This window comes from Bradyrhizobium sp. AUGA SZCCT0169, assembly GCF_018130085.1.
Classification (GTDB): domain Bacteria; phylum Pseudomonadota; class Alphaproteobacteria; order Rhizobiales; family Xanthobacteraceae; genus Bradyrhizobium.
Genome location: NZ_JAFCMC010000003.1, coordinates 37,630 through 60,875, shown reverse-complemented (window position 1 = coordinate 60,875; position 23,246 = coordinate 37,630). Strand labels below are relative to the sequence as shown.

Genomic DNA, 23,246 nt, shown 5'->3' with positions numbered 1-23,246 from the left:
GAACTTTGAAATCCTGAGATATGTGTCGGTACTTGGCGTTCCGGTTCACATTCAACTGGACAAAGTCGCTTGCTATTGGGGCAATCACGTCGATTTTGGCATCTCGGCAACGTGTCCGGTTAGCGGTTAATCCCGGAAGTCAGTGTTCAAACCCGCCGCAATCCAGATTTGGCTGCGCTAATGAGTCCACGGCCTATGGCCACCGAAACGGTCTCCTAAACCCCGAGATAGGCGCGCTGAACGTAATCGCTCTTGGCGAGTTCCGCGCCAGGACCGCTCAGCGCAATCCGCCCGTTCTCCAGCACATAGGCGTAGTGGCAGAGCCGGAGCGCAAGGTTGGCATTCTGCTCGACCAGCACGATCGACAGTCCCTGCTCCCTGTTGATTGTCTCGATCAAGCGGCCGATCTCCTGCACCATGATTGGCGCGAGCCCGAGCGACGGCTCGTCCAGCAACAGCACCTTCGGCGCCGCCATCAGCGCCCGGGCAATCGCCAGCATCTGCTGCTCGCCGCCGGACAGCAGGCCTGCCATCTGGTCGCGACGCTGCCTGAGTTTTGGGAAGAAGCCGAACATCCGTTCGACGGAGGCGTGCAGGCTGCCGCCTTGCGGCTGCAGGTAGCCGCCGACGAGCAGATTGTCGTGGACGGTCATCCGCGGGAACACCCGCCGTCCCTCCGGCGACAACGCGATGCCCTGCGAGACGATGTCGGGCGGCGACATCTTGTCGATTCGCACGTCGCCGAAGCTGATCTCGCCCTGGCTCGGTGACCGCAATCCCATAATCGCCCGTAGCGTGCTGGTCTTGCCGGCACCGTTGCTGCCCACGAGTGAAACGATTTGGGCCGGCGCGACATCCAGGCTGATGCCAGAGATGGCAACCCGATGGCCGTATTCGACGTGAATGTCACGTACCTGAAGTGCTTTGCTCACGCTGCTTCCTCGGCGCCGAGATAGGCCTGTATCACGCTGCGATTGGCCCGGATTTCCGCAGGAACTCCCTCGGCGATCTTTACGCCATGATCCAGCACGACAAGCCGGTCGCACAGCCCCATCACCAGCCGCATGTGGTGCTCGACCAGCAGCACCGAGATGTTCTCGGTCTTCTGCAGCTCCTTGATCAACCGGCCGAAATCGGCGGCTTCTTCCGGATTCAATCCCGCCACCGGCTCATCGAGCATCAGCAGCTTGGGACGCGCGGCAAGCGCGATGGCAACACCGAGCCGACGCTGACCACCATAGGACAGTTCTCCAGCGCGGCGCTGGCGGAACTGAAGCAGCGACAGGCGTTCAAGCAGAAGCTCGCACCGGCTTCGGGTCGCCGACAGCGCCGCACGTGCGGCGCGGGTGTTGAGAATCGAACCCAGCATCGAGACCGGCGTGGTCGCGAACGCACCACGCATGACATTCTCGATGACCGTGGCTTCGGGAAAGATCGTCGTGGCCTGAAATGTCCGCACCAATCCTTCGCTGACGATCGCGCTCGGCTTCTTGCCGACAATGCTGCGCTGCTCGAAGCGGATGGCGCCCGCCGACGGCGACATCACCCCGCTGACGACATTAAAGCAGGTTGTTTTTCCGGCGCCGTTGGGGCCGATCAATCCGACAATCTCGCCAGCATTGATCGAGAACGAAACGTCCTTCAGCGCATTCAGGCCGCCAAACCGCCGGCTGATCGCATCCACTTCCAGTAATGCAGCGCTCATTTCGGCGTCTCCGTCTCCGACCCCTTGCCGAAGAAGGATCGTCCGATCGAGACCAGACCGTTCGGGATGAACAGCAATACGCAGAGCAGTATCACGCCATAGATGATGTGCTGCGCGCCGACGAAGCCGCGGAGCAGCTCCGGCAGCGGCGTCAGGAACAGCGCGCCAAGGACGCCGCCGATCATCGTGTGACGCCCGCCGACGACGAGCATGGTGATGTAGGCAATCGAGTCGTTGAACGTGAAACTATCCGGCGACAGAAAGCGGATATAGTGGACCATCGCCGCACCGGCGGCCCCGGCAATGCCGCTGCCCAGCGCAAAGGCCACGACCTGGTAGTGGCTCACGTCGATGCCGCTCGATTCGGCGAGGCGGACGTTCTCCGCGATGGAACGGAACGCCCGGCCGTATTGCGAGCGCATCAGCGCCCAGACGAAGGTCACGACGATAATGAAGGCAGCGAGCGCGAAATAGTAGAAGCGCAGGCGGGTCGAGAGCGGAAGGCCGAAAATGGATATCGCGGGAATCCCGAGCAGCCCGTTGGCGCCGTGGGTGACACTTTCCCAGTTCAGCACGATCAGCGTGAAAACCTGCCCTGCCAGAAACGTGACCAGCACGAAATAGACGCCGCGCAGCCGAAGCAATATCTTGCCGAGCAACACCGCGGCCAGTCCGGTCACGAGCCCGGCCAGCACGATGCCGAGGATGGGCGGAAGCTTGAAGCTCAGCGCGGCCAGCGCCGAGACGTAGGCGCCCGCGGCCACGAACGCCGCGTGTCCGAGCGATATCTGCCCGACTGACGCGATCAGGCCCAGGCTGACCGCGAAGATCGAATTGAGCAGCATCAAGTTCGCAAGATGGATGTAGAACTGGTTTGTCGTGAGCTGCGGCAGGACGAGAGCCGCCGCGAGCACGACGACCAGCGCGATACCTGGCAGCAAACGGCGACGTGGCACGAGGCGCGGCTCATCGCGGCCCATCGTGGCGGTGGATGATCCCTCCAAGTCAGGCCTCCCGTTGTCCCAAAAGGCCGGCGGGTCGAACCAGCAAGATCAAAATGACCAGCAGAAGCTGCAGAATGTCGGACACCAGCGATCCGAAGATCGTGGCCGTAAAACTCTCGATCATGCCGAGCAGAAGGCCGCCGACCACAGCGCCCGGGACCGAGCCGAGACCGCCGAGAATGACGACCACGAAGGCCTTGAGCATCGGCGTGAGGCCGACAAAGGGCGAGACGGAGAACACCGGCCCCATCAGCGCGCCGGCCAGTGCCGCAAGGGCGACGCTCATGCCGAAGGCCAGCGGATAGATGTAGTTGACGCGGATGCCCTGGATCAGCGCGGTCTCGGTATCCTGGGCGACCGCCCGCATCGCCCGCCCGAGCCGGGTTCGCTGCATGAAAAGCCAGAACGCGGTAAAGATCAGCGCGGCCGCGGCGATGACAACAAGCCGCGACCACGGAAAGCTGAACGGACCGATCGCCAGCGTGCCGGTCACGATATCGGGCATCGCCCTCGGCTGAGGTCCCCACAGCAGCACGGCGCCGTTCTGAATGATCACCGAGATCGCCAGCGTCGCGATCATCCCCGACATCTCATCCGAACGAAACGGCTGGATCAACGTGCGTTCGACCAGCATGCCGAGAATGCCGATCGTCAGCGCCGCGATCAAAAGGCAGACGACGAACGGGATCTCCCAATAGACGTAGGTGAAGAATCCCGTAAAGGCGCCGAGCATATAGAATTCGCCATGCGCGAAATTGACCACGCGCATGATCCCGAACACCAGCGTGAAACCGACCGCCATCAGCATGTACATCGCGCCGATGACGAGACCGTTCAGCACAGCCTGCGCAAGAAGTATCGAATAGTCCAAACCCGTTCTCCCGCGTCAGGCGGCGTCAATTTTCCAGGAGATGCCTGCAACGCTCATTCGCAGACCTTGGGCGTGCACTTGGCCACGACCTGCGCGGCACCACCCTTGAGGAGCGCCACGTAGAATGGCGCGTCGAGCTGCTGGTTCGATTTCCACTGCGCTTCGCCGATCCAGTTCACCTTGCCGAGCACGGTTTCGAACTCCTTCAGGCCACGCAACGCTTCGCGCACCTTGTCGCTATCCGTCACCGTTCCCGACTTCTGCATCGCGGCGAACACCATCTGCACATTGGCGTAGAAGAACGGGCTGAAGGCGTTCAGCGGCGTCTTGTACTTTGTCTCGAAGCGCTTGGTGTATTCCTGGATCGCCGGGGAATCCGTGTTGATCGGCTGATGGACGTAGACGTTCTCGGTGGCATCCTTGCCGGCAACCTTCAGGATATCAGCGGTGGCGTCGCCGCCGGTCCGGATGATCGGCCCCTTGAAGCCAAGTTCACGAAGCTGCTTGACCAGCAATCCCGCGGTCTGCGGCGCGTTGCCGTTGAGTTCAAAGGCATCGATGCCCTTCGCCAGCACGCGCGTCAGCAGCGGCACGAAATCGACGCGCTCGCGCTCGAAGAACTCCTTGGCGACGAATTTGGCTCCGACCGCCTCATAGGCAGCCTCGTTGGCGGCTCCGACCTGCTGACCGGACTCGTCGTTCGGGAACAAGCCGCCGATCTTCTTGGCGCCCAACTTCTGCACCACCCACTTGATTTGCGGATCGGAGAACACGTCCGACGGGATCACCGGACGGAAGCTGTACTTGTATTCGGCCGACAGCGCCTTCGGGGTGAAGGCCATCGTCATCGTGATGACCTTGTTTTCGGTGCTGACGGGAAGAAGGGCGAGCGCCGGCGCCGATCCGAGCGGCCCGACCACGAACTTGATGCTGTCGTCGAACACCATGCGGTTGAACGCGGTCAGCGCGTCCGCCGCCTTGTAATGATCGTCATAGGCGACGATCTCGACCTTGTACTTCTTGCCGCCGACTTCCAGCCCGCCCTTGCTGTTGACATCTTCGGCGGCGAGTTCGGCCGCGCCCTGCATCGCCAATCCCCACGCGGTTCCGGCGCCGGAAAGTGTCGCCAGGACGCCGAGCTTCAACGTCTGCGCCGAGGCCGAATATGAGGAAACAGCGCAAGCCGTCGAAAGGAGCGCGACCTTCAAAAATCCACGCATGGCTACCTCCCTGATGTCGGGGAGCAGCTCGCTGCCAACCCCTCTCGATTTTTCTGTTGCTTCGTCCGGGCCCTGTCGGGCGACGGGATGGCGGAACCTATCTTAGGGAATTGACTAAAGTCAACTGTTGACAGTTTAACGTGCATGCAGGAAACATTCCTGCCGCCCCGTTCGGGCCACGACGCAAGCGGGCATGACGGATATGATCAGGAACGAAACAGAACAGGCGGGAGCCAAATGACATATCTGGTCGCCAATGACCTGCCGACGCTGGCCGCCGGCGATCGCTTTCGGAAGCTATTGCAGCGTCCCGGCATCCTGCAGATTCCCGGAGCCCATTGCGGCCTCGCCGCGTTGCAGGCCAAGGCCGCGCAGTTTGAAGCGCTGTATCTGTCGGGAGCGGCGATGTCCGCCTCGATGGGGCTTCCGGACCTCGGCATTCTCACGATCGACGACGTCTGCTTCTTCGTCCGGCAGGTTTCCCGCGCGTCGCAACTTCCCGTGCTGGTGGATGGCGATACCGGCTTTGGCGAAGCGCTGAACGTGATGAACATGGTGCGGGCGTTCGAATACGCGGGCGCTGCTGCTGTCCAGATCGAGGATCAGATCCTGCCGAAGAAGTGCGGCCATCTCAACGACAAGAAGCTGATCGCGCCCGAGGATATGGCGGCCAAAATCGCCGCCGCCGCCAAGGCACGGCGGCATCTCTACATCGTGGCCCGCACCGATGCGGCCGCGGATGAAGGGCTCGACAGCGCCATCAACCGGGCACGGCTGTATGTCGAAGCCGGCGCTGACGCGATCTTCCCCGAGGCGCTGCATGACCCGGAAGCGTTCCGCAAATTTGCCGAAACCATCAAGGTGCCGCTGCTGGCCAATATGACCGAGTTTGGACGAACGCCGTTCATGACGGCGTCCGAGTTCGAGGCGCTCGGCTACAAGATGGTGATCTGGCCGGTCAGCGCGCTTCGCGTGGCCGCAAAGGCGCAGGCCGAACTGTATGACGGCATCCGCAAAGACGGCGGCACCCACCGCCTGATCGATCGCATGCAAACGCGGGCCGAACTATACGCGACCATCGGCTATCACGAATACGAGGCCCTCGACTCATCGATCATCACATCGATCACACCCGAGGGAATGCCGCAAAAGCAAACCGGCCGATGAAAACGGCGGCTGGTCCTTCACCGCGAGGCTATCTGCGCGACTGAACGGCGGCCTTGCTTTTGCCTGTCCACGCCGCACCTGCCTTGGGCTTCCGGACGGGCGGCGCGACTTCTTGCCGGGCGGCCGCTTCCCTCATCTGCTCCTCGACATACTGGCGGGCGTTGCTGATATGCAGCCGCATCTTGCGTTCGGCTTCCACGGGGTCCCGACGCATGAGCGCTGCGACGATGTCCTTGTGCTCACGCAGAGCCTGTTTGGCGCGCCCCGGCTTTGTACTCGATTTGTAGCGGTATACCCGAAGCAGATAATAGAGGTCCTCGCAAAGCATCTGGACCAGCCGTGCATTGCGGCTGCCCTTGACGATGCGGAAGTGGAAATCGAAGTCCTTCGACTCCTGATAATAGCCGGTGCCTTCCTGGACGCTCTTCTGCTGCTGGTGCTGATCTAGCAGCCCGGAAAGCGCCTCCAGTTCATCGTCCGTCATATGCTGGGCGGCAAGGCCGCAGGCCATCCCTTCCAGCGCTTCGCGAACCTGCAGCACTTCATACAGATCGCTCGGCGACAGGCTTGCGACGCGGACGCCGATGTTGGGTGTCCGCTGCAGCAGCTTTCGACCTTCGAGCCGGCGGATGGCTTCGCGCAATGGACCGCGGCTGACGCCGAGCGACGCGGCCAGCGCCTGCTCGCTGATCTTGCTGCCCGGCTGCAGGTCCCCGCTCATGATCGCCGCCTCGATCCGCTCGGCGAGCGCATCCACCAGCGACTGGGCAGAGACCTTGTTGCTCAAGATGCCGTTCATGAAAGCCTTTCGATAGCGCTCCCGTGGGAGCCCGCACAGACACGAGCCGGCTCGCTCCTCGGCCAAGCCCTTCTTACTAGTATGTCCCTTCGTGAACGACAATCAATCGTGGAAACCTGCGTTCCCGCAACTGTATACAACTAAGCGATGGCGGTTCGATAAACCACATTGCCTTCGAACAGGCGGCGGGCACTGCGGTAAACCGCGCCGTAATCGGCCTTCACGCTTCCACCACCAGAGGACGAAACGCCGGCATCAACCAGCGTGACGCCCGATGGATGCGCGATACGAATGGGTCCGTTCGCCTTGCATAGTTCGGCCGGAATGCTTCCGGGAATGCGCGACGCCACCGCAAGGCAAATCGCTCCGGTAATGGGTGTAGCGCGATGCGGCAGCCCTACCGAGATCATCCGCACCCAGATGTCGGCATCTTCAGCCGCGAGCTCGCGCCCCGACAGCGTTCGTCCGGATCTCGGGCCCGTCACCATCGCGACTTTGGGAATACCGGTCATACGCCGCGCCTGATCGAGATCCGGCGCAATCCCCATTTTGACCGATGCCGCACAGCGGATCGCTTCCATGCGCTGCAGAAAGGCGGCATCATTGTCGAGCACGTCGGGCAGTTCATCGCCCGACTTGCCGACTGCGCTTGCCGCAACGAAGACGCAGGGGTTGGCGGCGTCGACGCAGGACGCCTTCACGCTTTCCCCGCCGCCGATGTCGAGGTCGTCAACCGCCTTCCCGGTCGGCAGCAGCTGGCCGGTCCGCGCCCCGCCCGGCTCGAGGAACTCCAGCCGGATCGGCGCCGCCTTCCCGGCGATGCCATCGATCTCGATGTCGCCGGTGGCGGCCAGCGAACCATCCTCGACCGGAAAGCGCGCAACGATGATCTTCGAGGTATTGGTGTTGTGGATGCGGACCGTGGCTTCGCCGTTGGCTGGCGCCGTCACCAGCCCTTCGTCGAGCGCGAACGGCCCAACGGCCGAGGACATGTTGCCGCAATTGGCGCCGTAGTCGACAAAAGTGTCGCGCACGCCGATCTGCGCAAAGGTGTAATCGACATCGGCGTCGGTGCGGCTCGGCGGGCCGATGATGCAGATCTTCGACAGCGATGAGATGCCGCCGCCCATGCCGTCGAGTTGCCGGCCATTGGGATCGGGCGAACCCATCACTTCAAGGAAAATCGAGTCCCAAGCCTTCGGGTCATCAGGCAGATCGTCCCTTCGGAACATCACCGCCTTGGAAGTGCCGCCCCGCATGAACACCGCACGAAGTCGAGCATTTGCCATGGCCGATCCCTGTCCTTATTTCAGCGGCTCGGCATCCAGACGGATGATGTCTGCCGGCCCGCCCGGCTGCGCCGGATAGCGTTGTAGCACGAGCGGGTCATGGCCGGGCACGATGTGCGCCAGCGACGACGCCTGCCGGCGCATCGCGTCATAACCTTCCAGCGTCTCGCTGACGTCGACCACCACCGGGAACGGCCGGTACTGTTCGAAATTCGCGTAATAATGTGAAGCGTCCGAGGCGAGCACTACCCATCCGCGGCGGGTTCGGACCCGCACGAACTGCAGCCCGCGCGAATGACCGCCGACCAGATGCACCGTGACACCGTCGGCGATCTCGCTCGTGCCATTGTGGAACCTGACGCGGCCCTGGAACAGTTTGCGCACCATCGCGGTGACATCGTCAGCCTCAAACGGGTGACGCAGACTGGAATGGCACATGCACCGGCCGGTGCAGTATTCCATTTCACGATCCTGGATGTGATAGCGCGCGTTCGGAAAGATCTCGTGATTACCGGCGTGGTCGTAATGCATATGGGTCAGGACGACGTCCTTGACGCCGCCGAGATCGACGCCGGCAATTTTCAGGCCCTCCGCAACCGGGCGCGTTATCTTGCGCGAGCGGCGCTTGGCCATGTCAGCGTCGAAGCCGGTATCGACGATGATGGTCTGGCCGTCGCCCTTCAGCACCCAGACGAAGAAATCCATCGGCATCGGTCCGTCATGCGCATCGCCGCCGAGGAAATTTTCGGATGTGCGCCGTTCGGCATTATGGGCGTAACGGACCGCGAGAATCTCGTATTCCGACATGCGTTCCCCTCAGCTCGCCGGCGTGTCCTGCGCCTTGCGCCATTCCAGCAGCCGGCGGATGCCCTCCTCGATGGAAACCTCGGGCTTCCAGCCCAGCATCTTCTCGGCCTTGGCGATGCTGAAATCGAGCTGCTTGGTCACACTTGATCGCACGCTCGAAGGTGCCGATTTGTAGACGGGCTTGAGATCGCTGCCGGTGAACTTCAGCAACAGCGCCACCACCCGGTTGAGATCGGTCGCAACACCCGACGCGACGGTAAAGCTCTCAGCCGTGATGTCGGACGCCATCGCCATCACATTGGCGCGGGCGACGTCGGCAACGTGAACGTAGTCATGCACCTCACTGCCGTCGTCCGGAATGACTGGCGGCTCGCCGCGCATGATGCGGTCGTAGTTCTCCATGATGTAGAGCGCGTTGACGCCGCGATAGTGCTGGCGCTCGCCGTAAACCGTCGCGTATCTCAGCGCGATCCCCTGGATGCCGTGCTTTGCGCTGTAGAGACGGCAGAGATTTTCGCCGATCAGCTTGGTGCACGCGTACAGCGCTGTCGCGGGCTGGAACGTGGCGAGCTGCGCCGGGGCTGACTCGTCGACCAAGCCTGGCGCCGGATCGCCGTACACGGCGATCGACGACGAGAACACCACCTTCTTGACGTTGCGATAGCGGCACGCCTCGAAGATGTTGACCTGCCCCTCGACATTGACCGCAAGCCCAAGGCTCGGATTCTGGCTGAGCGGCAGCGTCAGGAAGCCGGCGATTGCGAACACGCCATCGCAGCCCTCGAAGGCATCATACAGCTCGTTGATGCGCAGGATATCGCCGCGCACGAGCTTGACGCGAGCATCGCCCAGCAGCGACCTGACGGTGTCCGGACTGCCCAGCGCGTAGTTGTCGAGCAGCACGACTTCCCGCGCGCCCTGGCTCAGCAATTGTTCCGCGACATGCGATCCGATCAGGCTGGCGCCGCCGGTCACGACAAATTTTCCTTTTGCGATCTTCATGGACGCTCACACATCGCGGCAAACTGCACAGGCTGTCTCAAGTTTCGCTCCCGTTGATCATCTGTTGAACCGATGCAGGCCGGTGGCGCGCGCATCGCAGCGGTGGCCGGCCGAATTGCACGGACGCTACCGCCCTCGCCTCAAACTGTCTACAGTTTTCATCATGCGACATTGGTGCACGCCGTTGCACCGCCTGCGGGGCTACGCCGTCGCCTTGGCACCGGCGCCTCTGTATAGAGTCGAGCGATGAGTCTGCTTCAGCGATAGCTCGGCACGACCTCGCAACAAAAGAATCGGGAGAAACGACATGTCTGAGAAGGTCGCGGTCATCGGAATGGGGCAGATGGGATCGGGGATGGCGGGACGACTGAGGAAATCCAACCTCGACGTCGTCGGCTATGACGTCAACGCCGATCAGCGCGCGCGCCTCACAAAGGACGGCTTTCGGATGGCATCGAGCATCGCGGAAGCGCTCGAGGGCCGCGACATCGTGCTGACCAGCCTGCCCGATCCGAAAGCGGTGACGGAAGCCTGGCTCGGCGCCGACGGCATTGTCGCCCATGCCGCCAAGGGCACCCTGTGCATCGAGCTGAGCACCATCGATCCGCAGACGATGCGGCAGGCCGCCGAGGCAGCGGCCGCCAAGGGAATCGCCGTGGTCGATTGTCCGGTCAGCGGCAGCCCAAACGAGGCTCGCGCCGGCAAGCTGATCCTGATCGCCGGCGGCGAGCGAACCGATGTGACCCGGGCTGAGCCGATTCTCAAGCTGCTCGGCAACGACTGGAAGTACACCGGCCCGGTCGGAACCGCGAAGGTCGTCAAGATCGTCAACAACATGATGTCGATGGGCAACGTCCTGGTCGCGGCGGAAGCCTTTGCGCTCGGCGTCGCCGCAGGCGTCGAGCCGGACAAGCTCTACGATGTTCTGTCGGTCAGCGGCGGTCGCTCGCATCACTTCACCAAGCGCTTTCCGAACGCGATCAAGGGTGATTTCGCGCCGGGGTTCAAGATGGAGCTGGGCGAGAAGGACCTGGCACTTGCGGTCGAACTCGGGCGCATGACGCGGATGCCGACGCCGTCGGCCTCCGCGACGCGCGAACTTTATGCGCTTGCCCTGGCCGAGGGCTTTCGTGGCCAGGATATCGTGGCGCTGCTGAAGATGTATCAGAACTGGGCGAAGCCGGCCTGATAGCGTTGGTTGGAAGCCTCGCTCAGGGTACCCAGGTCGTCTCCTGAGCCTCATGAGCACCTCGCGGCGCAAAGACGACCTTCTTTGCCGGCGCCTTGTGCAATTCGCTGACTTCGAGCAGCCGCGTGACCTGCGCGATCTCGGTGACTTTTTCGAGCGTTTCAAGCCGCTCGAACAGCGGCGCGATCTGCTCACGAGGAAGGCTTCGCGCCGCGCAATCGTTGAACTTGTCCCACAATTCGCTGCTGCTCATCGGATTGTCGCCACCACGACCGACAAGATTGTCGACGCGCCGCGAGAGGCGGGTGCCGTCCTTGAGCGTCACGATGACTTCCGCGCCCCATTGGTCCTCGGCATCGTCGGCCATATCAGGGTGCGGGCTTGCGGTCGTGAGATCCAGAAGCCGCGTGATCTCCGGATCGAAATGCGCGTCGCCCTCGAAATCCTTGAGCCGAAGCACGCCATAGCGAAGCGCCCGCGCGACGACATACTGGACGCTGAATTTGGCTTGCAGCGATGTCTGCGGGTGCGGATTGTTGGTATGGCGCAGGCGCCGGCCATGCGGCCGCACTTCGATGCGGCTGATCTCCGCGGCTTTGACCTTGTCCTCGCGCCGCAACTGGAGCGCCATCGCAATGGCGGGATGCGTGCTGCCGCAGCACGGGAATTGCTTGAGCGCGATCGATTTCGCCTCGATCTCCCACGGCGCGCCCCAGCTCTCAAAGAGCTTATCAGGGTCGAACGTGCCGGGCCCGTTGAAGACGTTGAGGAAGCCTTGTTGATGCTCGAACACGTCGGTGGCGGCGTCAAATCCTCCCTCCGCCAGCAGAGCCGCAAGCAGGCCATTGCGGCAGCACTGACCGATGTGGAGGGGCTTCGTCATGGTGCCGAAATTGGCCTTGAGCCCGCTTGCGAGCGAGGCCGCGATGCACAGCGCCATCGTCGTCCTGGCATGATCGAGCTTCATGAGGTGGCAGGCGGCGGCCGCGGCACCGAAAATGCCGAGCGTCGCCGTTGGATGCCAGCCCTTGTCGTAGTGATGAAAATTGACCGCGCGCGAGCCGGATCTCGACCTCGACGCCGATCACGTAGGCGGCAATGAGGTCTTCACCGCTGCCGCCGCGCTCCTCTGCCAGCGCAAACAGCGTCGATACCAGCGGCACCGAATGATGGCCGCCCATGATGCCGCTGAAATCATCGAAATCGAGCGCATGCGACGCCGTGCCGTTGATCAGCGCGGCATCGAGCGCGCTGGTGCGCCGGGATGAGCCCAATATCAGCGCGGGTCCGGGCACCGTCGCGATGCCCGGGGTCTTGAGGAGGATCTGCGTGCAGGGCTCCGGATAGCCGGCCAGGGTCACGCCGATCGCATCGAGGATGCAGGCTCTTGCCGACGCGACCGCTCCCTTTGTGAGCTGACGCTTCTCGAAGGCCAACACCCGCTCGGCCAGATGCTGGAGCAGCGTGGTTCCGGACGAAGCATGCTCTGCCGAACTTGCCTTCGACGATGCAACAGACGCGTCACTCATGTTGGTTCTCCCGTGGTTCAGTCCGCCGCTGCCGCGCTACGCCCTGCAATCCGCCCGAACGTCGCGCCCGATACCAGACCGGTGCCCGCCGGATAATTGTCGTAGAACAGGCCGCCGACCATTTCGCCGCAGCAGAACAGGCCCTTGATCGGCCGCCAGTCGGTGCCGATCACCTGCGCCGTCTCATTCACCTTCAGTCCGCCGAAGGTGAAGGTGATGCCGCCGGTGGCGCTATAGGCGTAGAACGGCGGTTTTGCGATCCGAAGCGCCCAATTGGTTTTCTCCAGCGCGAGCCCCTTGCTGGAAAGACCGTCCTTCTTGGTCGGATCAAAACCGTCGTCCATCTCGCGGGCGCAGGCATTATATTCATCGAGCGTCTTCAGCGCCTGATCCCTGTCGTCGAAGTCGAGTTTTTCGATGAGATCTTCCAGCGTGTTGGCGGTGATCGGCTTGCTGGTCTGGTAGCGCGGCTCCAGCAGGTGAACGACTCTGGAGTCGAAGATCTGCCAGGCCTTGGCGCCGGGTTCGGCGAGGATCGCGCGGCCGAACTTGGCATAGGTAAAGAGCGCACCGTCCTCGCCTTCATCGACGAAGCGCCGGCCCTTGCGGTTCAGCATGACGCCATAGACATAGCTCAGCCGGTTGCTGCGATCGGTGAGTTCGCGGGGTGCAAACTCACCCCAATCCGCGCTGATCGGCGTGGCGTGGCAGCCGCTCCATTGTCCCCACGGCATCGCGCCGATGTTCATCGCCATCCGCAAACCGTCGCCCTGATTGTGCGGCGTGCCCCGCACTTTCGCCGCACCGACCAGCGGACCGATATGCTGGGTGCGCATCTGCACATTGGCTTCGAATCCACCGCAGCCGAGGATCACCGACCTGGCATTCAGGACCGAAACGCCGTCGTCATCGCGCACCTTGACGCCGTTGATCCTGCCATCGTCGCCCAGCAGTAGCTCGGTCGCCGCAGTTCCATAGCGAATTTCGATGCCGAGCTGCTCGGCGGTCGAGAACCAGCTCCGCGACAGGCCGACGCCTTCGTGTTCGGCGCGCACGACCAGGCCGCGCGCCCACACCATGACGTTGTCCTTCTTGACCGCGGAAAGCGTGATCGCCGGCTCCATCTTGATGCCGCCGACCTTCTTCATCCATTTCACGGTGTCGAACGAGTTGTGGACGAGCAGCTTCGACAATACCGGGTCGGTGCGTCCGCTGGTGACGCGCATCAGGTCGCCGTGAAAATCCTCCTTCGAGTACGGCGATACGCCGTCATAGAAGTTCTCGTATTCATCCTCGACGTCGGGGAGCAGTTCGCCGATTTCCCGGGGATCGTCGAAGGCAAAGCGCAGCACGCCGCCGCTCCAATGCGTGTTGCCGCCGCGCATTTCCCGCGGCGCCTTCTCGATCACAACGACGCGCTCGGCACCGTTCTCCTTGGCGGACACCGCGGCAGCCAGGGCGGCGTTGCCCGCGCCAACAACGATGACGTCATACTTGTTCATTACTCAACTCCTGTGGGATTGACCTGGTGTGGATCGCAGCAAGGCGGCGATTGCGGCGCGCACCTCGCGTCTTGTTCGGAATTATTTTTTGTCGGGTGTTTCTCTCCGGCTATCGATCCGATGTTGCGATCCGGCGCGGGCGGCTTCGGCCATCGCGTTGAGACGCAGCTCGTAGCCGCGGCGAACGTGACGGCGCGCCAGGTCTTCTGCGGCAACCTCGTCGCGCCGCGCGATGGCGGTAACGATCGCCTGGTGCTCTGCCAATGCTTCCGCGATACGGCCGGGTGCCGCGAAGGTGGTGCGGCCCAGCAGTACGACAGAGTCATGCAGGTCCTGCAGACTCTTGATCAGGAACCGATTGTGAGCGGCGCGGTAGATTTGCTCGTGAAAGAGAGTGTTTTCCCGGGCGTGTAGTTTCGGGTCATCAGGCAACTGACGATGCGAATCCAGCATCGCCTGCAGCATGTGGATTTCGGTCGCGTCGGCAAAGCGTGCAGCCAGTGCCGCGGCAGTACCTTCAAGCCGTTCGCGCACGTCGTAGAGCTCGGCCACCGCGCGCAGGTCGTGTTGCGCGACCGACAGCCCGCCGCCCGGCGCATGGACTAGCATGCCGTCGGATTGCAGGCGGCGCATCGCCTCGCGAATGGGCGTACGGCTGACCTTGAGCCAGGCGCAGAGCTCCAGCTCGAGGACACGTTGGCCGGCCTCGAGTTGGCCTTCCTGAATCGCATTGCGGATGGCCCGATAGGCATGCTCGGCGAGCCCGCCCGCGGCCCGCGATGACGCGGGGCCGGGCCAGATCACAAGCGTGTCGTCCTCAGCAGTGTTTGAAATCGCGGCCTCCCAAAAGCCAGCTCGGGACTTTCCGCTATGTATAATCATGTATACAAAGATATGCAAAGGGAATTTTAGGAGTGAAATGCCCACGGGTAAGCGGGGACTCGCCTGCGGAGCCCAGTATCTTGCCTTTGGCCGCACCGGGCCGCGAAGTCCGCACCCGCCGGGCGGACCGACATAACCGCCCGATGCAGTTCACGGTGTCGCTGACCCGCCGTTTCACGGACTTGCTGCCGGCATGGCCGGCGGATGAACCTGTCTCGCTGGATCGGTGCCGCTATTATTGCGGGCCCGGTGGCCTTGCCGTTGCGACGGCTGACGTCCCGCCCCGATGGCAGCGCCAGCCAAATCGAAGCTCCATGCGGCCCGGTGACAGTGACCGGTCAGGGTGCCAACGCTGCACGTGTCAACGGCATGGCACTGCACCTGCTGGGTTCGAGCTGATGTGGAATCCGCCGAACCACGCCCGCTCCCGGCGGCCGCGGATTCTGCTCGCTGGCGGCAAAGCGCGGACTTCTCACGCGGCAGCAGCGCAGCGCCTTAAGCCGTGTCGGCGCTTTGTGACGTCCGTCACGGTGAAGCTAACGCGCAAACCTATTCTGGCAATCACAGAATAAAGGGGACACGCATGAACGCCGCTCGCTCACAGGCGTACCTGAATGGAATTGAGAAGATTGGTTGTCGTATCGATGAATTGCAGTGCCTGCTGCGTTTTGCTGAAGGCCAGCGGGAAGCGCGAACAGCGGTCCGACAATTGAACCAATCGTTTTCGTTCCTCGGCAAGGATCGTATTTGTCTTTTCGATCGCGAATTTGACGACGCCCTTCACCGGGCTGTTTTCGCCGAAGTCGGTGATCTCCTTTTCAATGGTGATGAGATATTCGTAACTCGAAAGCTCCTCGGAGATCTGAAGCAGTTCCCGGATTGTCGACGTGATGCAATCGGCGTCACCAGTGGAAATATCGGGTCGCTTGGCGGTCTGAACGAGATCACCCATCAAGTTCTGGAATAACGGCTTTATGGCTTCGACCTTTTTGAAATCGCTTTCGCTGAGGACGCCGCTGCTGGATACGTTCGGCGCCAGCAGGAGCATCGTGACGCCGAGGGCGAGCGGCACCCATTCGCGACGCAGGCGGGTCATGGATTGCCCATTGGGAACGCAAGCGGGCTTCTTGCCGCCCCGCACCACTCTGCCAATCATTTTCCAGACGGCGGTTACGCCCATTGGATCAGCCTCGGACCTGGTCGCCAAGCATAGTTCGCGATTACATGCGCTGCTAGGGCGGACCGAACCTGGCCTGCGTCATTTTTGCACGACGAACGCGCGTTCCGGCGCGGGTAGGCAGGCCCGTTTGGTTGTTCCGCATCGGCTTTTGTGTATTATCTGCCCCGAGAGGAACAGAGCTGTGCGTGATGAGAAAAATCAGCGACTGCTCGCGGCTGGGGAGGCCGTCCCCGGTTTGGTTACGGACCCGGGAAAATGACCGATCTCTCGCAGCGGACATTTCGCGCCGTCGCGCTGCAGCGCGCCGCATCGCCCGAACAGCTTGATCATCTCGTCCGCATTACCAGACCGTTCGACTGGATGCTGGTATTTGCCATTTGCATCGCCCTTATCGCAGCCGTCACATGGGGCATTGTCGGCCGCGTCCCTACCCGTGCTGAAGGCCAGGGCATTCTGATCAGCGGTGGCGGCCGCGTCGTCGAGGCGTCTTCTGCCGCCTCCGGCCGGTTGGCAACCATCAGCGTCATGGTCGGTGACCGCGTCAACCAGGGGCAACCGATCGCGGAGATCGTTCAGACCGACATCCAGCAACGCCACCAGGCTGCCGTCGAGGTGTTCCGCGAGAAGGAACGCCAGCACGCTGACCTGATCGACAAAACCAAGCGCGAGCTTGCGTCGAAGGCACAGAATTTTGCGAAGCTGGAAGCCGCGTTCAACCAGGTCATCAAGGCGACCTCGCAGCGCATCGACTATCTGACGAACGATGTCAAAACCCTCGAGGATTTGATGGCGAAGGGATTGACGACGCGGCGCACGCTCGAGGAGCGGCGCCGGGACCTCACCGACGCCCAGCAACGAAAAGAAGATACGTTCAATGAAATCCTGAAGCTCCGGACGACACAGACCGATCTGGAAACCCAGCGCGAACGCGAGACCCAGACATCCGAGTTTGCCCTCAATGACGCCCGCCGGCAGATGGACTCCGCTGCGGGGCTGCTGACCCAGAATACCAGGATCGTCAGCCCGGTGGATGGCCGCGTGCTCGAAATCAAGGTCTCCGCGGGCGCCGTGCTTGCGGTCGGCGCACCTGTCGTCGCGATCGAAAGCGAAGGCCAGAAGCTGGAAGCCCTGATCTATATTCCCGCCGAGCGCGGCAAGAACGTCAAGCTAGGAATGCCGGTCCGCATCGAGCCAAGCACGGTGAAGCGCGAGGAATTCGGGACCATGGTCGGCACTGTCGTGACGATCTCGGATTTCCCGATGACGCCGCAGGGCATGGCAGCCGTCCTCCACAACGACAATCTGGTTACCCGGTTTTCAAAGGAAGGAGCCGCTTACGCCGCAACCGTCAGCCTGGAGCAGGACCCCGAAACCGTCAGCGGATACCGCTGGGCGGTTGGACAGGGGCCGCCGATCCGCCTTACCAGCGGAACGCTGACGCGCGCGGAAATCACCACTCGGCGGCAACGCCCGCTCGATCTGGTGGTGCCCCTCTTGAGGCGGTTGACCGGAATTGATGGATAGCGCCCCGCCGCAGCAACCGCTTCCGCCGCAGTTCCGGCCGCCTTCCCTCTGGCACCGGTTTCGAAGGCTGTTTTGGCGCAGGAACGTCAAGAAGACGCCGACCATTCTTCAGATGGAAGCCGTTGAGTGCGGCGCGGCGGCGCTGGCGATGGTGCTCGCGCACCACGGCGCGTGGATTCCACTGGAGCAGCTTCGCGTTTCGTGCGGCGTCTCGCGCGACGGCAGCAAGGCGAGCAACATCGTCCGGGCAGCGCGCACCTTTGGTTTCGACGCCAAGGGTTTTCGCAAGGAGCCCACGACGCTGCACGAACTGCCGATGCCCTGCATCATCCATTGGAATTTCAATCATTTCGTGGTGCTCGAGGGGATCGACGGCAACGACGTTTACATCAATGATCCCGCGACCGGACGCCGGCGCACCGACATGGCCGAGCTCGATCTCGCCTTCACCGGCGTTGCGCTCACCATGGAGCCGACGGCTGAATTCCAGCGATCGGGCAGCAAGCCGCAAGGCTTGCGATTGCTGCTGCGCGAGTTGCGCTCCTCGAAGACCCCCGTCGGCCTGCTGGTGCTCGTCAGCCTCGCGCTGGTGGTGCCCGCCATCGTCGCTGCCGGCTTCTCGAAGATATTCATCGACAACATCCTGATCCAGCGCACCAGCAGTTGGTTCATTCCGCTCTTGATCGGCATGGCCTTGACCGCGATCATCCGCGCGCTGCTGACGCTGGTGCGCCAATCGCTGCTGCTGCGGCTGCAGACCAAGCTTTCGGTCGTCATGGTGAGCCGCTTTCTCTGGCATGTCATGGCGCTCCCAGTCGAGTTCTTCACCCAGCGTCACGCCGGCGATATCTCCAACCGCGTGGGCGCCAACGAGCAGATCGGCCGCCTGCTCTCGAGCGGTGTCGCGTCGAATGCGCTCAATCTGACGTCGATCGTCTTCTTCGCCGCGGCGATGGCCATCTACGATCTCCCGCTGGCCATCATTGGCGTGAGCATGACGCTGGCGAATGTGCTGGCGTTGAAGTTCATCGGAGGACGTCGCGAAGACCTCAGCCGCAGCCTCGCGCTGGAGCAAGGCAAGCTCGTCGGCTCCACCGTCAGCGCGGTGCGCAGCATCGAAACCCTCAAGGCCAGCGGTCTGGAGGACGAGGCGTTCGGCCAATGGGCCGGCATCCAGGCCAAGGCATTGAACGCCGAGCAGGAACTCGGTGCCTCCTCGATCTATCTTGATATGCTGCCGACGTTGTTCACGGGACTGACCGTGGCGGCGATTCTCGGCGTTGGCGGCCTGCGCGTCATCGAGGGATCGCTGACCCTTGGGGGCCTCGTGGCCTTCCAGTCCCTGATGGCAAGCTTCTCCGAACCGGTGACCGAACTCGTCAATTATTTCGGCAACGTGCAGACCATCAAGGGCGGGCTGGAGCGCCTGGAAGACGTCTACAATTATCCGCTCGGAAAGTCGGACAAGCCAGCGATCGCGCCCGAGCGCTTTCCGCCAAAACTGACCGGCCGGGTCGAGCTCAGCAATATCAAATTCGGCTACTCGATCCTGGAGCCGCCGCTGCTGGATGACATCTCGATCGACATCCATCCGGGTTCGCGGGTGGCCCTTGTCGGCGCCTCGGGAAGCGGAAAATCGACCCTCGGAAAGCTGATTTGCGGTCTCTACAGACCCTGGGCGGGCGAGGTTCGTGTCGACGGATGGAGTTTGCCGGAGATCCCGCCGCAGGTATTCGCTAATTCGATCACCTATGTCGACCAGGACATCTTCCTGTTCGAGGGTACGGCACGCGAAAACCTTACGCTGTGGGACTCGACCATCACCGAGGCCGATCTCTCGCAGGCATTGAAGGATGCCGTGATCCACGAAGACATCGCGACGCGGACGGGAAACTACGACTGCTATATCAACGAGGGCGGCACCAATTTCAGCGGCGGCCAGCGTCAGCGGATCGAGATCGCGCGGGCGCTGGTTTCCAATCCGTCGATTCTTGTCCTGGATGAGGCCACCGGCGCGCTCGATCCGATCACCGAAAAGATCATCGATGACAATCTGCGGCGGCGCGGCTGCACCTGCATCATCATTGCGCACCGCCTCAGCACCATCCGTGACTGCGACGAGATCATTGTGCTGCAGCAGGGCAAGATCGTCGAGCGGGGCACCCACGAACAACTGATGGGCGTTCAGGGCACGTACGCAAAACTAGTGGCGCAGGAATGAGTGAATCTCTCCTCCAGCAGGCCCACGCGATGGCCAATCAGGAAGCGACCGCCCATCCGGCGGGCCATATCGCATTCGATGGACGGCATCCAAAGCTGCTCGATCACCGCGGCTATGCGCTCAAGATCACCGCGGGGCATGTCGATGTCTTCGCGGTGCGGCTTGTCGAAGGCAGTACCGACGGCGCCCGGCACCATCTGTTTCGGGCCGAGAGTGGAGAGATCATTCTCGATCTGCAGGAAGGCTTCAACCGGTCGGATCCGCAAATTCAAGTGCTCGCGGTCGGAAGCCCCGGCACCGAAGCGCAGCTCGTGCCGCGCATGGACGTTCAGTCCCTCGATCCGATCACCACCTGGATCAGGCGGCTTGCGCGGCTGATCGCCGGACCCAACCCGAGCTGGGACATGCTCGAAGTCGCGAGCGATGGCGCGGCCGAGATCCCGCCGGATGAACGGCGCCGCGGTCCTGCACGCAGCATGGTCTGGGTCTCCCTGCAAGCCGGGACGGCGAAGCCGATGGGGCTTGAACCATCGATTGCCGCTGGAGGCCCGCCACTGCCGCTGACGTCAGGCATGTGGATCGAGGCGGGTCAATCCGGCTGTAGCACGCTCGGCAGTGAAACGATGCCGGACGCCGACCAACTGTGGCGCGCCATCGACCAGTTCCATCTCAGCGTGGCCAGCTGCATCAGGGAATATCTGGCGCGCGACGTCGAGCGCGAGGCACGGCGCCTCGTGCTTCGCACCGAATTGATCACAACGCAGACCGCGGAATCCTTTGAACGCCTTTCCGACGTCGTCGTGCAGCGCTCCACCCACACCGAGATGGCGACCGACTCGGCGGATCCTTTGTTCAACGCCTGCCGGATCGTCGTGGAAGCGATCAAGATGCCGTTCTCCGTCCCGCCCCGCTCCGTACTGGCCCAAGCCGGGTTCAATGGCGCCGTCGAGATCGCCCGCGCGGCACGCTTGCGCGTGCGCCGGACGCTGTTGCGGGGCGAGTGGTGGACCGAGGACGCCGGGCCGCTGGTCGCATGGCACGGCGAGGCGCGAAATCCGGTCGCACTCATTCGCCGCGGAAACCGCCGCTATGTGATGCTCGACACAACAACGGGAACGCGGCGGCCCGTCGATCGGTCGGTTGCAATGGAACTGGCGCCGGAGGCCGTCTCGTTCTACCCCGCGCTCCCGGCTCGCCCGCTTCGGTTCCGCGACTTGTTGACTTTCGCATTCCGGCACTCCACCGGAAGCTTCCTTCGTATCGCAATTGCGATCGTCGCGATCGGCTTGTTGTCGCTGGTGACGCCGCTCATCACCAACGTCCTGATCAATTCGGTGATCCCCCGCAGCGAGCTTGATCAGCTCACGTTCTGCGCCCTCGCCCTCGCCGTCACGGCCATCGCCATCGCCAGCATCCAGACGATGGAGGGGCTGGCGATGCTGAAAGTCGAAGGCTTGATGGATTGGCGGCTGCAGGCCGCGGTGATCGACCGGGTACTCAGGCTGCCGACGTCGCTGTTTCGTGAGTACACGGTCGGCGATTTCGTCGACCGATCGATGGGCATCGACGCGGCGCGCCGGGTCTTCACCGGGCGCGCGCTACGCAGCATGCTGATGGGCGTGTTCGCCTGGTTCAGCATCGGCCTGATGCTTTACTATGATGTCAAATTGGGATTGATCGCACTGTTGCTGACGCTGATCCGCGCGCTGCTGATCATCGCCACCAGCGCGCTGCGTCTTTATTACGAGAACAAGTATTTTACCCAGCAGGGCAAGATCGACGGCTTCGTGCTGCAACTGATCACCGGCATCGGAAAGCTGCGCGTCGCCGACGCGACTGCGCGCGCGCTCGCCGTGTGGTCGAAGCAATTCGCCGCGCAGAAGCGCAATTTCATCTCGTCGCAGAAGGTCTCCAATGCCCTCGGCGTTTTCGAAACGGCGTATCCGCTGATCGCCACCCTCATCATCTTCGCCGCGGCGACATATCTGCAGAGCAAGCTGCTGCTGGATGTCGGCGGCTTCCTGGCGTTTTTCGCCGCGTTCGGGCAGTCGATGGCGTCGATCGGCGCCTGGGCATCCGGCATCAGCGAATCCCTGATCGCCATCCCCAGCATCACCCGCCTTCGGCCCTTGATTTCGGGGGCGGCCGAACTGTCGGACGAACGGAAATCCCCCGGCGAACTGTCCGGAACGATCGAGCTGTCACGCGTGACCTTCCGCTACACGCAAGGCGGTCCGCCAGTGCTCGAGAATGTCTCGCTCCGAATCGCGCAAGGCGAATACGTCGCCATCGTCGGTCCGTCAGGCAGCGGCAAATCTTCGCTGTTCCGGCTGCTGCTGGGGTTCGAGAAGCCGGAGTCCGGTACGGTATTCCTCGATGGAAAGGCCATCGACACGCTCGACATCAGCGCGGTGCGCCGCCAGCTCGGCGTCGTGCTGCAAAACGGCAAGCTGGCAACCGGCAGCCTCTACGACAATATTTGCGGCGGCGTCCAGCTGCCGCTCGACCAGGCCTGGGAAGCGGCGCGGCTCGCCGGCCTGGAGGACGACATCAAGGCGATGCCGATGGGCATGAACACCGTGGTCGCCGAAGGCGTCAATACGCTGTCCGGTGGCCAGCGGCAGCGCATCATGATCGCCCGCGCGGTCGCGCGCCGGCCGCGTGTTCTGCTGTTTGACGAGGCGACAAGCGCGCTCGACAATCAGTCGCAGGCGATCGTGAGCAACTCGCTCGGCAACCTCAATGTGACGCGGATCGTCATTGCGCACCGGCTCTCCACCGTCCGGCAGGCGGATCGCATTATCGTGCTGGTCGACGGCAAGGTGGTGCAGACCGGAAGCTATGATGAGCTCAGCAACACGCCGGGAATGTTTGCATCTTTCGCCAAGCGCCAACTGCTTTAGTGATATGAATCACCCGTCGCGAACGTCCTTCGCAGCGTGATGCCAGTCACTGCGCCAGGCCGGCGCGGTCTTAGTCTCCTGACCATAGACGAAGCGGATTCTCCCTTCGCTAGAAAACAGGAGGCGACCATGAACCACGAACTTCTCAATGACAAAGAGCTCTTCATTGTTAGCGGCGGCAAACCTGCCAGCGGGCACGGCAGCGGAACCGGTGGCGGCACTGGCGGTGGCGGCGGCAATGGCACCGGTGGCGGCGACGGGCTCGGCTGGCTCCGTAACCTCATCCGCAACATCTTCCCCTTCTAAGGGCTGAAGGCGTTGACAGCACGGAAGAGACCGCCTCTACAGGCGGTCTTTTTTGTGTCGGACGGTCGCTGCAGTGCCGCATCGCGTTTTGCTGCGCAGCAACGAAACATCCTCTATCCGCTTGTCCGGCCACGGCCAGCCGTCAA

Annotated in this window: 19 protein-coding genes and 1 pseudogene; 6 read left to right on the top strand and 14 right to left on the bottom strand. The window is 62.6% G+C overall.

Translation table 11 applies throughout. The features are described 5' to 3' along the window. Window positions 1-215 precede the first annotated feature (215 nt). From JQ609_RS03950 to JQ609_RS03930, 5 genes are read right to left on the bottom strand one after another with little or no spacing between them, the layout of a single operon-like run. Window positions 216-932 (bottom strand): ABC transporter ATP-binding protein, encoded by a 717-nt coding sequence (locus JQ609_RS03950; RefSeq protein ID WP_212211157.1) that lies wholly within the window; start codon window positions 930-932, stop codon window positions 216-218. Then, window positions 929-1,705: an ABC transporter ATP-binding protein gene (locus tag JQ609_RS03945; protein ID WP_212272094.1), complete on the bottom strand. Its 777-nt coding sequence runs from the start codon at window positions 1,703-1,705 to the stop codon at window positions 929-931. The genes JQ609_RS03950 and JQ609_RS03945 overlap by 4 nt, the downstream gene beginning before the upstream one ends. Continuing rightward, complete coding sequence (locus JQ609_RS03940; RefSeq protein ID WP_212272093.1) at window positions 1,702-2,709, bottom strand: branched-chain amino acid ABC transporter permease; 1,008 nt, start codon at window positions 2,707-2,709, stop codon at window positions 1,702-1,704. The genes JQ609_RS03945 and JQ609_RS03940 overlap by 4 nt, the downstream gene beginning before the upstream one ends. Before the next feature lies 1 nt (window position 2,710). Then, entirely contained in the window at window positions 2,711-3,580 is an 870-nt protein-coding gene (locus JQ609_RS03935; protein ID WP_212263876.1) for a branched-chain amino acid ABC transporter permease, read from the bottom strand. A 53-nt stretch (window positions 3,581-3,633) separates the two neighbouring features. Then, window positions 3,634-4,800: an ABC transporter substrate-binding protein gene (locus JQ609_RS03930; RefSeq protein WP_212272092.1), complete on the bottom strand. Its 1,167-nt coding sequence runs from the start codon at window positions 4,798-4,800 to the stop codon at window positions 3,634-3,636. A gap of 237 nt (window positions 4,801-5,037) precedes the next feature. On the opposite strand from JQ609_RS03930, the gene prpB reads away from it, so the two are divergent. Then, complete coding sequence (prpB, locus tag JQ609_RS03925) at window positions 5,038-5,967, top strand: methylisocitrate lyase (RefSeq protein WP_212272091.1); 930 nt, start codon at window positions 5,038-5,040, stop codon at window positions 5,965-5,967. 28 nt (window positions 5,968-5,995) lie between these two features. Here prpB and JQ609_RS03920 read toward each other — a convergent pair whose 3' ends face one another. The 4 genes from JQ609_RS03920 to JQ609_RS03905 form a co-directional block, all read right to left on the bottom strand. Beyond that, window positions 5,996-6,766 (bottom strand): GntR family transcriptional regulator, encoded by a 771-nt coding sequence (locus JQ609_RS03920; RefSeq protein WP_212272090.1) that lies wholly within the window; start codon window positions 6,764-6,766, stop codon window positions 5,996-5,998. 140 nt (window positions 6,767-6,906) lie between these two features. Continuing rightward, on the bottom strand, window positions 6,907-8,055 hold the full coding sequence (locus tag JQ609_RS03915; protein ID WP_212272089.1) for a 2-methylaconitate cis-trans isomerase PrpF family protein: 1,149 nt from the start codon (window positions 8,053-8,055) through the stop codon (window positions 6,907-6,909). A gap of 15 nt (window positions 8,056-8,070) precedes the next feature. Further along, a complete protein-coding gene (locus JQ609_RS03910; RefSeq protein WP_212272088.1) occupies window positions 8,071-8,862 on the bottom strand; it encodes an N-acyl homoserine lactonase family protein in 792 nt (263 codons plus the stop codon). A 9-nt stretch (window positions 8,863-8,871) separates the two neighbouring features. Next, complete coding sequence (locus JQ609_RS03905; RefSeq protein ID WP_212272087.1) at window positions 8,872-9,864, bottom strand: NAD-dependent epimerase/dehydratase family protein; 993 nt, start codon at window positions 9,862-9,864, stop codon at window positions 8,872-8,874. A gap of 292 nt (window positions 9,865-10,156) precedes the next feature. Here JQ609_RS03905 and JQ609_RS35720 point away from each other — a divergent pair, with 292 nt between their 5' ends. Beyond that, window positions 10,157-11,053: an NAD(P)-dependent oxidoreductase gene (locus JQ609_RS35720; RefSeq protein WP_312014804.1), complete on the top strand. Its 897-nt coding sequence runs from the start codon at window positions 10,157-10,159 to the stop codon at window positions 11,051-11,053. A 22-nt stretch (window positions 11,054-11,075) separates the two neighbouring features. On the opposite strand, the gene JQ609_RS35715 is transcribed toward JQ609_RS35720, so the two are convergent. The 5 genes and pseudogenes from JQ609_RS35715 to JQ609_RS03875 all read right to left on the bottom strand — a co-directional run bounded on the left by JQ609_RS35715 (window position 11,076) and on the right by JQ609_RS03875 (window position 16,146). Then, window positions 11,076-11,846: a hypothetical protein gene (locus JQ609_RS35715; protein ID WP_312014803.1), complete on the bottom strand. Its 771-nt coding sequence runs from the start codon at window positions 11,844-11,846 to the stop codon at window positions 11,076-11,078. Between the two features lie 3 nt (window positions 11,847-11,849). Continuing rightward, a pseudogene (locus tag JQ609_RS35710) lies at window positions 11,850-12,582 on the bottom strand (MmgE/PrpD family protein); the annotation flags it as partial. A 17-nt stretch (window positions 12,583-12,599) separates the two neighbouring features. Continuing rightward, window positions 12,600-14,084, bottom strand: coding sequence for an FAD-dependent tricarballylate dehydrogenase TcuA (gene tcuA / locus JQ609_RS03885; RefSeq protein WP_212272083.1), 1,485 nt, complete (start codon window positions 14,082-14,084; stop codon window positions 12,600-12,602). A gap of 81 nt (window positions 14,085-14,165) precedes the next feature. Beyond that, window positions 14,166-14,888, bottom strand: coding sequence for a GntR family transcriptional regulator (locus JQ609_RS03880; RefSeq protein WP_312014798.1), 723 nt, complete (start codon window positions 14,886-14,888; stop codon window positions 14,166-14,168). A gap of 676 nt (window positions 14,889-15,564) precedes the next feature. Next, a complete protein-coding gene (locus tag JQ609_RS03875; protein WP_249127634.1) occupies window positions 15,565-16,146 on the bottom strand; it encodes a hypothetical protein in 582 nt (193 codons plus the stop codon). A 255-nt stretch (window positions 16,147-16,401) separates the two neighbouring features. Between JQ609_RS03875 and JQ609_RS03870 the strand changes: the two genes are divergently transcribed. From JQ609_RS03870 to JQ609_RS03855, 4 genes are all read left to right on the top strand, one after another. Further along, a complete protein-coding gene (locus JQ609_RS03870; RefSeq protein ID WP_212272081.1) occupies window positions 16,402-17,670 on the top strand; it encodes an NHLP bacteriocin system secretion protein in 1,269 nt (422 codons plus the stop codon). Further along, window positions 17,663-19,891: an NHLP family bacteriocin export ABC transporter peptidase/permease/ATPase subunit gene (locus JQ609_RS03865; protein WP_212272080.1), complete on the top strand. Its 2,229-nt coding sequence runs from the start codon at window positions 17,663-17,665 to the stop codon at window positions 19,889-19,891. The genes JQ609_RS03870 and JQ609_RS03865 overlap by 8 nt, the downstream gene beginning before the upstream one ends. Beyond that, a complete protein-coding gene (locus JQ609_RS03860; RefSeq protein WP_249127633.1) occupies window positions 19,888-22,794 on the top strand; it encodes an NHLP bacteriocin export ABC transporter permease/ATPase subunit in 2,907 nt (968 codons plus the stop codon). The genes JQ609_RS03865 and JQ609_RS03860 overlap by 4 nt, the downstream gene beginning before the upstream one ends. Window positions 22,795-22,923: 129 nt before the next feature. Continuing rightward, a complete protein-coding gene (locus tag JQ609_RS03855) occupies window positions 22,924-23,100 on the top strand; it encodes a hypothetical protein (protein ID WP_212272079.1) in 177 nt (58 codons plus the stop codon). Window positions 23,101-23,246 lie beyond the last annotated feature (146 nt).

What these genes read in the sequence shown, in the direction of transcription:
- JQ609_RS03945 (WP_212272094.1), bottom strand. Translation starts at nt 1,705, where the DNA reads ATGAGCGCTGCATTACTGGAAGTGGATGCGATCAGCCGGCGGTTTGGC.
- JQ609_RS03930 (WP_212272092.1), bottom strand. Translation starts at nt 4,800, where the DNA reads ATGCGTGGATTTTTGAAGGTCGCGCTCCTTTCGACGGCTTGCGCTGTT.
- prpB (WP_212272091.1), top strand. Translation starts at nt 5,038, where the DNA reads ATGACATATCTGGTCGCCAATGACCTGCCGACGCTGGCCGCCGGCGAT.
- JQ609_RS03920 (WP_212272090.1), bottom strand. Translation starts at nt 6,766, where the DNA reads ATGAACGGCATCTTGAGCAACAAGGTCTCTGCCCAGTCGCTGGTGGAT.
- JQ609_RS03915 (WP_212272089.1), bottom strand. Translation starts at nt 8,055, where the DNA reads ATGGCAAATGCTCGACTTCGTGCGGTGTTCATGCGGGGCGGCACTTCC.
- JQ609_RS03910 (WP_212272088.1), bottom strand. Translation starts at nt 8,862, where the DNA reads ATGTCGGAATACGAGATTCTCGCGGTCCGTTACGCCCATAATGCCGAA.
- JQ609_RS03905 (WP_212272087.1), bottom strand. Translation starts at nt 9,864, where the DNA reads ATGAAGATCGCAAAAGGAAAATTTGTCGTGACCGGCGGCGCCAGCCTG.
- tcuA (WP_212272083.1), bottom strand. Translation starts at nt 14,084, where the DNA reads ATGAACAAGTATGACGTCATCGTTGTTGGCGCGGGCAACGCCGCCCTG.
- JQ609_RS03875 (WP_249127634.1), bottom strand. Translation starts at nt 16,146, where the DNA reads ATGGGCGTAACCGCCGTCTGGAAAATGATTGGCAGAGTGGTGCGGGGC.
- JQ609_RS03870 (WP_212272081.1), top strand. Translation starts at nt 16,402, where the DNA reads ATGACCGATCTCTCGCAGCGGACATTTCGCGCCGTCGCGCTGCAGCGC.
- JQ609_RS03865 (WP_212272080.1), top strand. Translation starts at nt 17,663, where the DNA reads ATGGATAGCGCCCCGCCGCAGCAACCGCTTCCGCCGCAGTTCCGGCCG.
- JQ609_RS03860 (WP_249127633.1), top strand. Translation starts at nt 19,888, where the DNA reads ATGAGTGAATCTCTCCTCCAGCAGGCCCACGCGATGGCCAATCAGGAA.
- JQ609_RS03855 (WP_212272079.1), top strand. Translation starts at nt 22,924, where the DNA reads ATGAACCACGAACTTCTCAATGACAAAGAGCTCTTCATTGTTAGCGGC.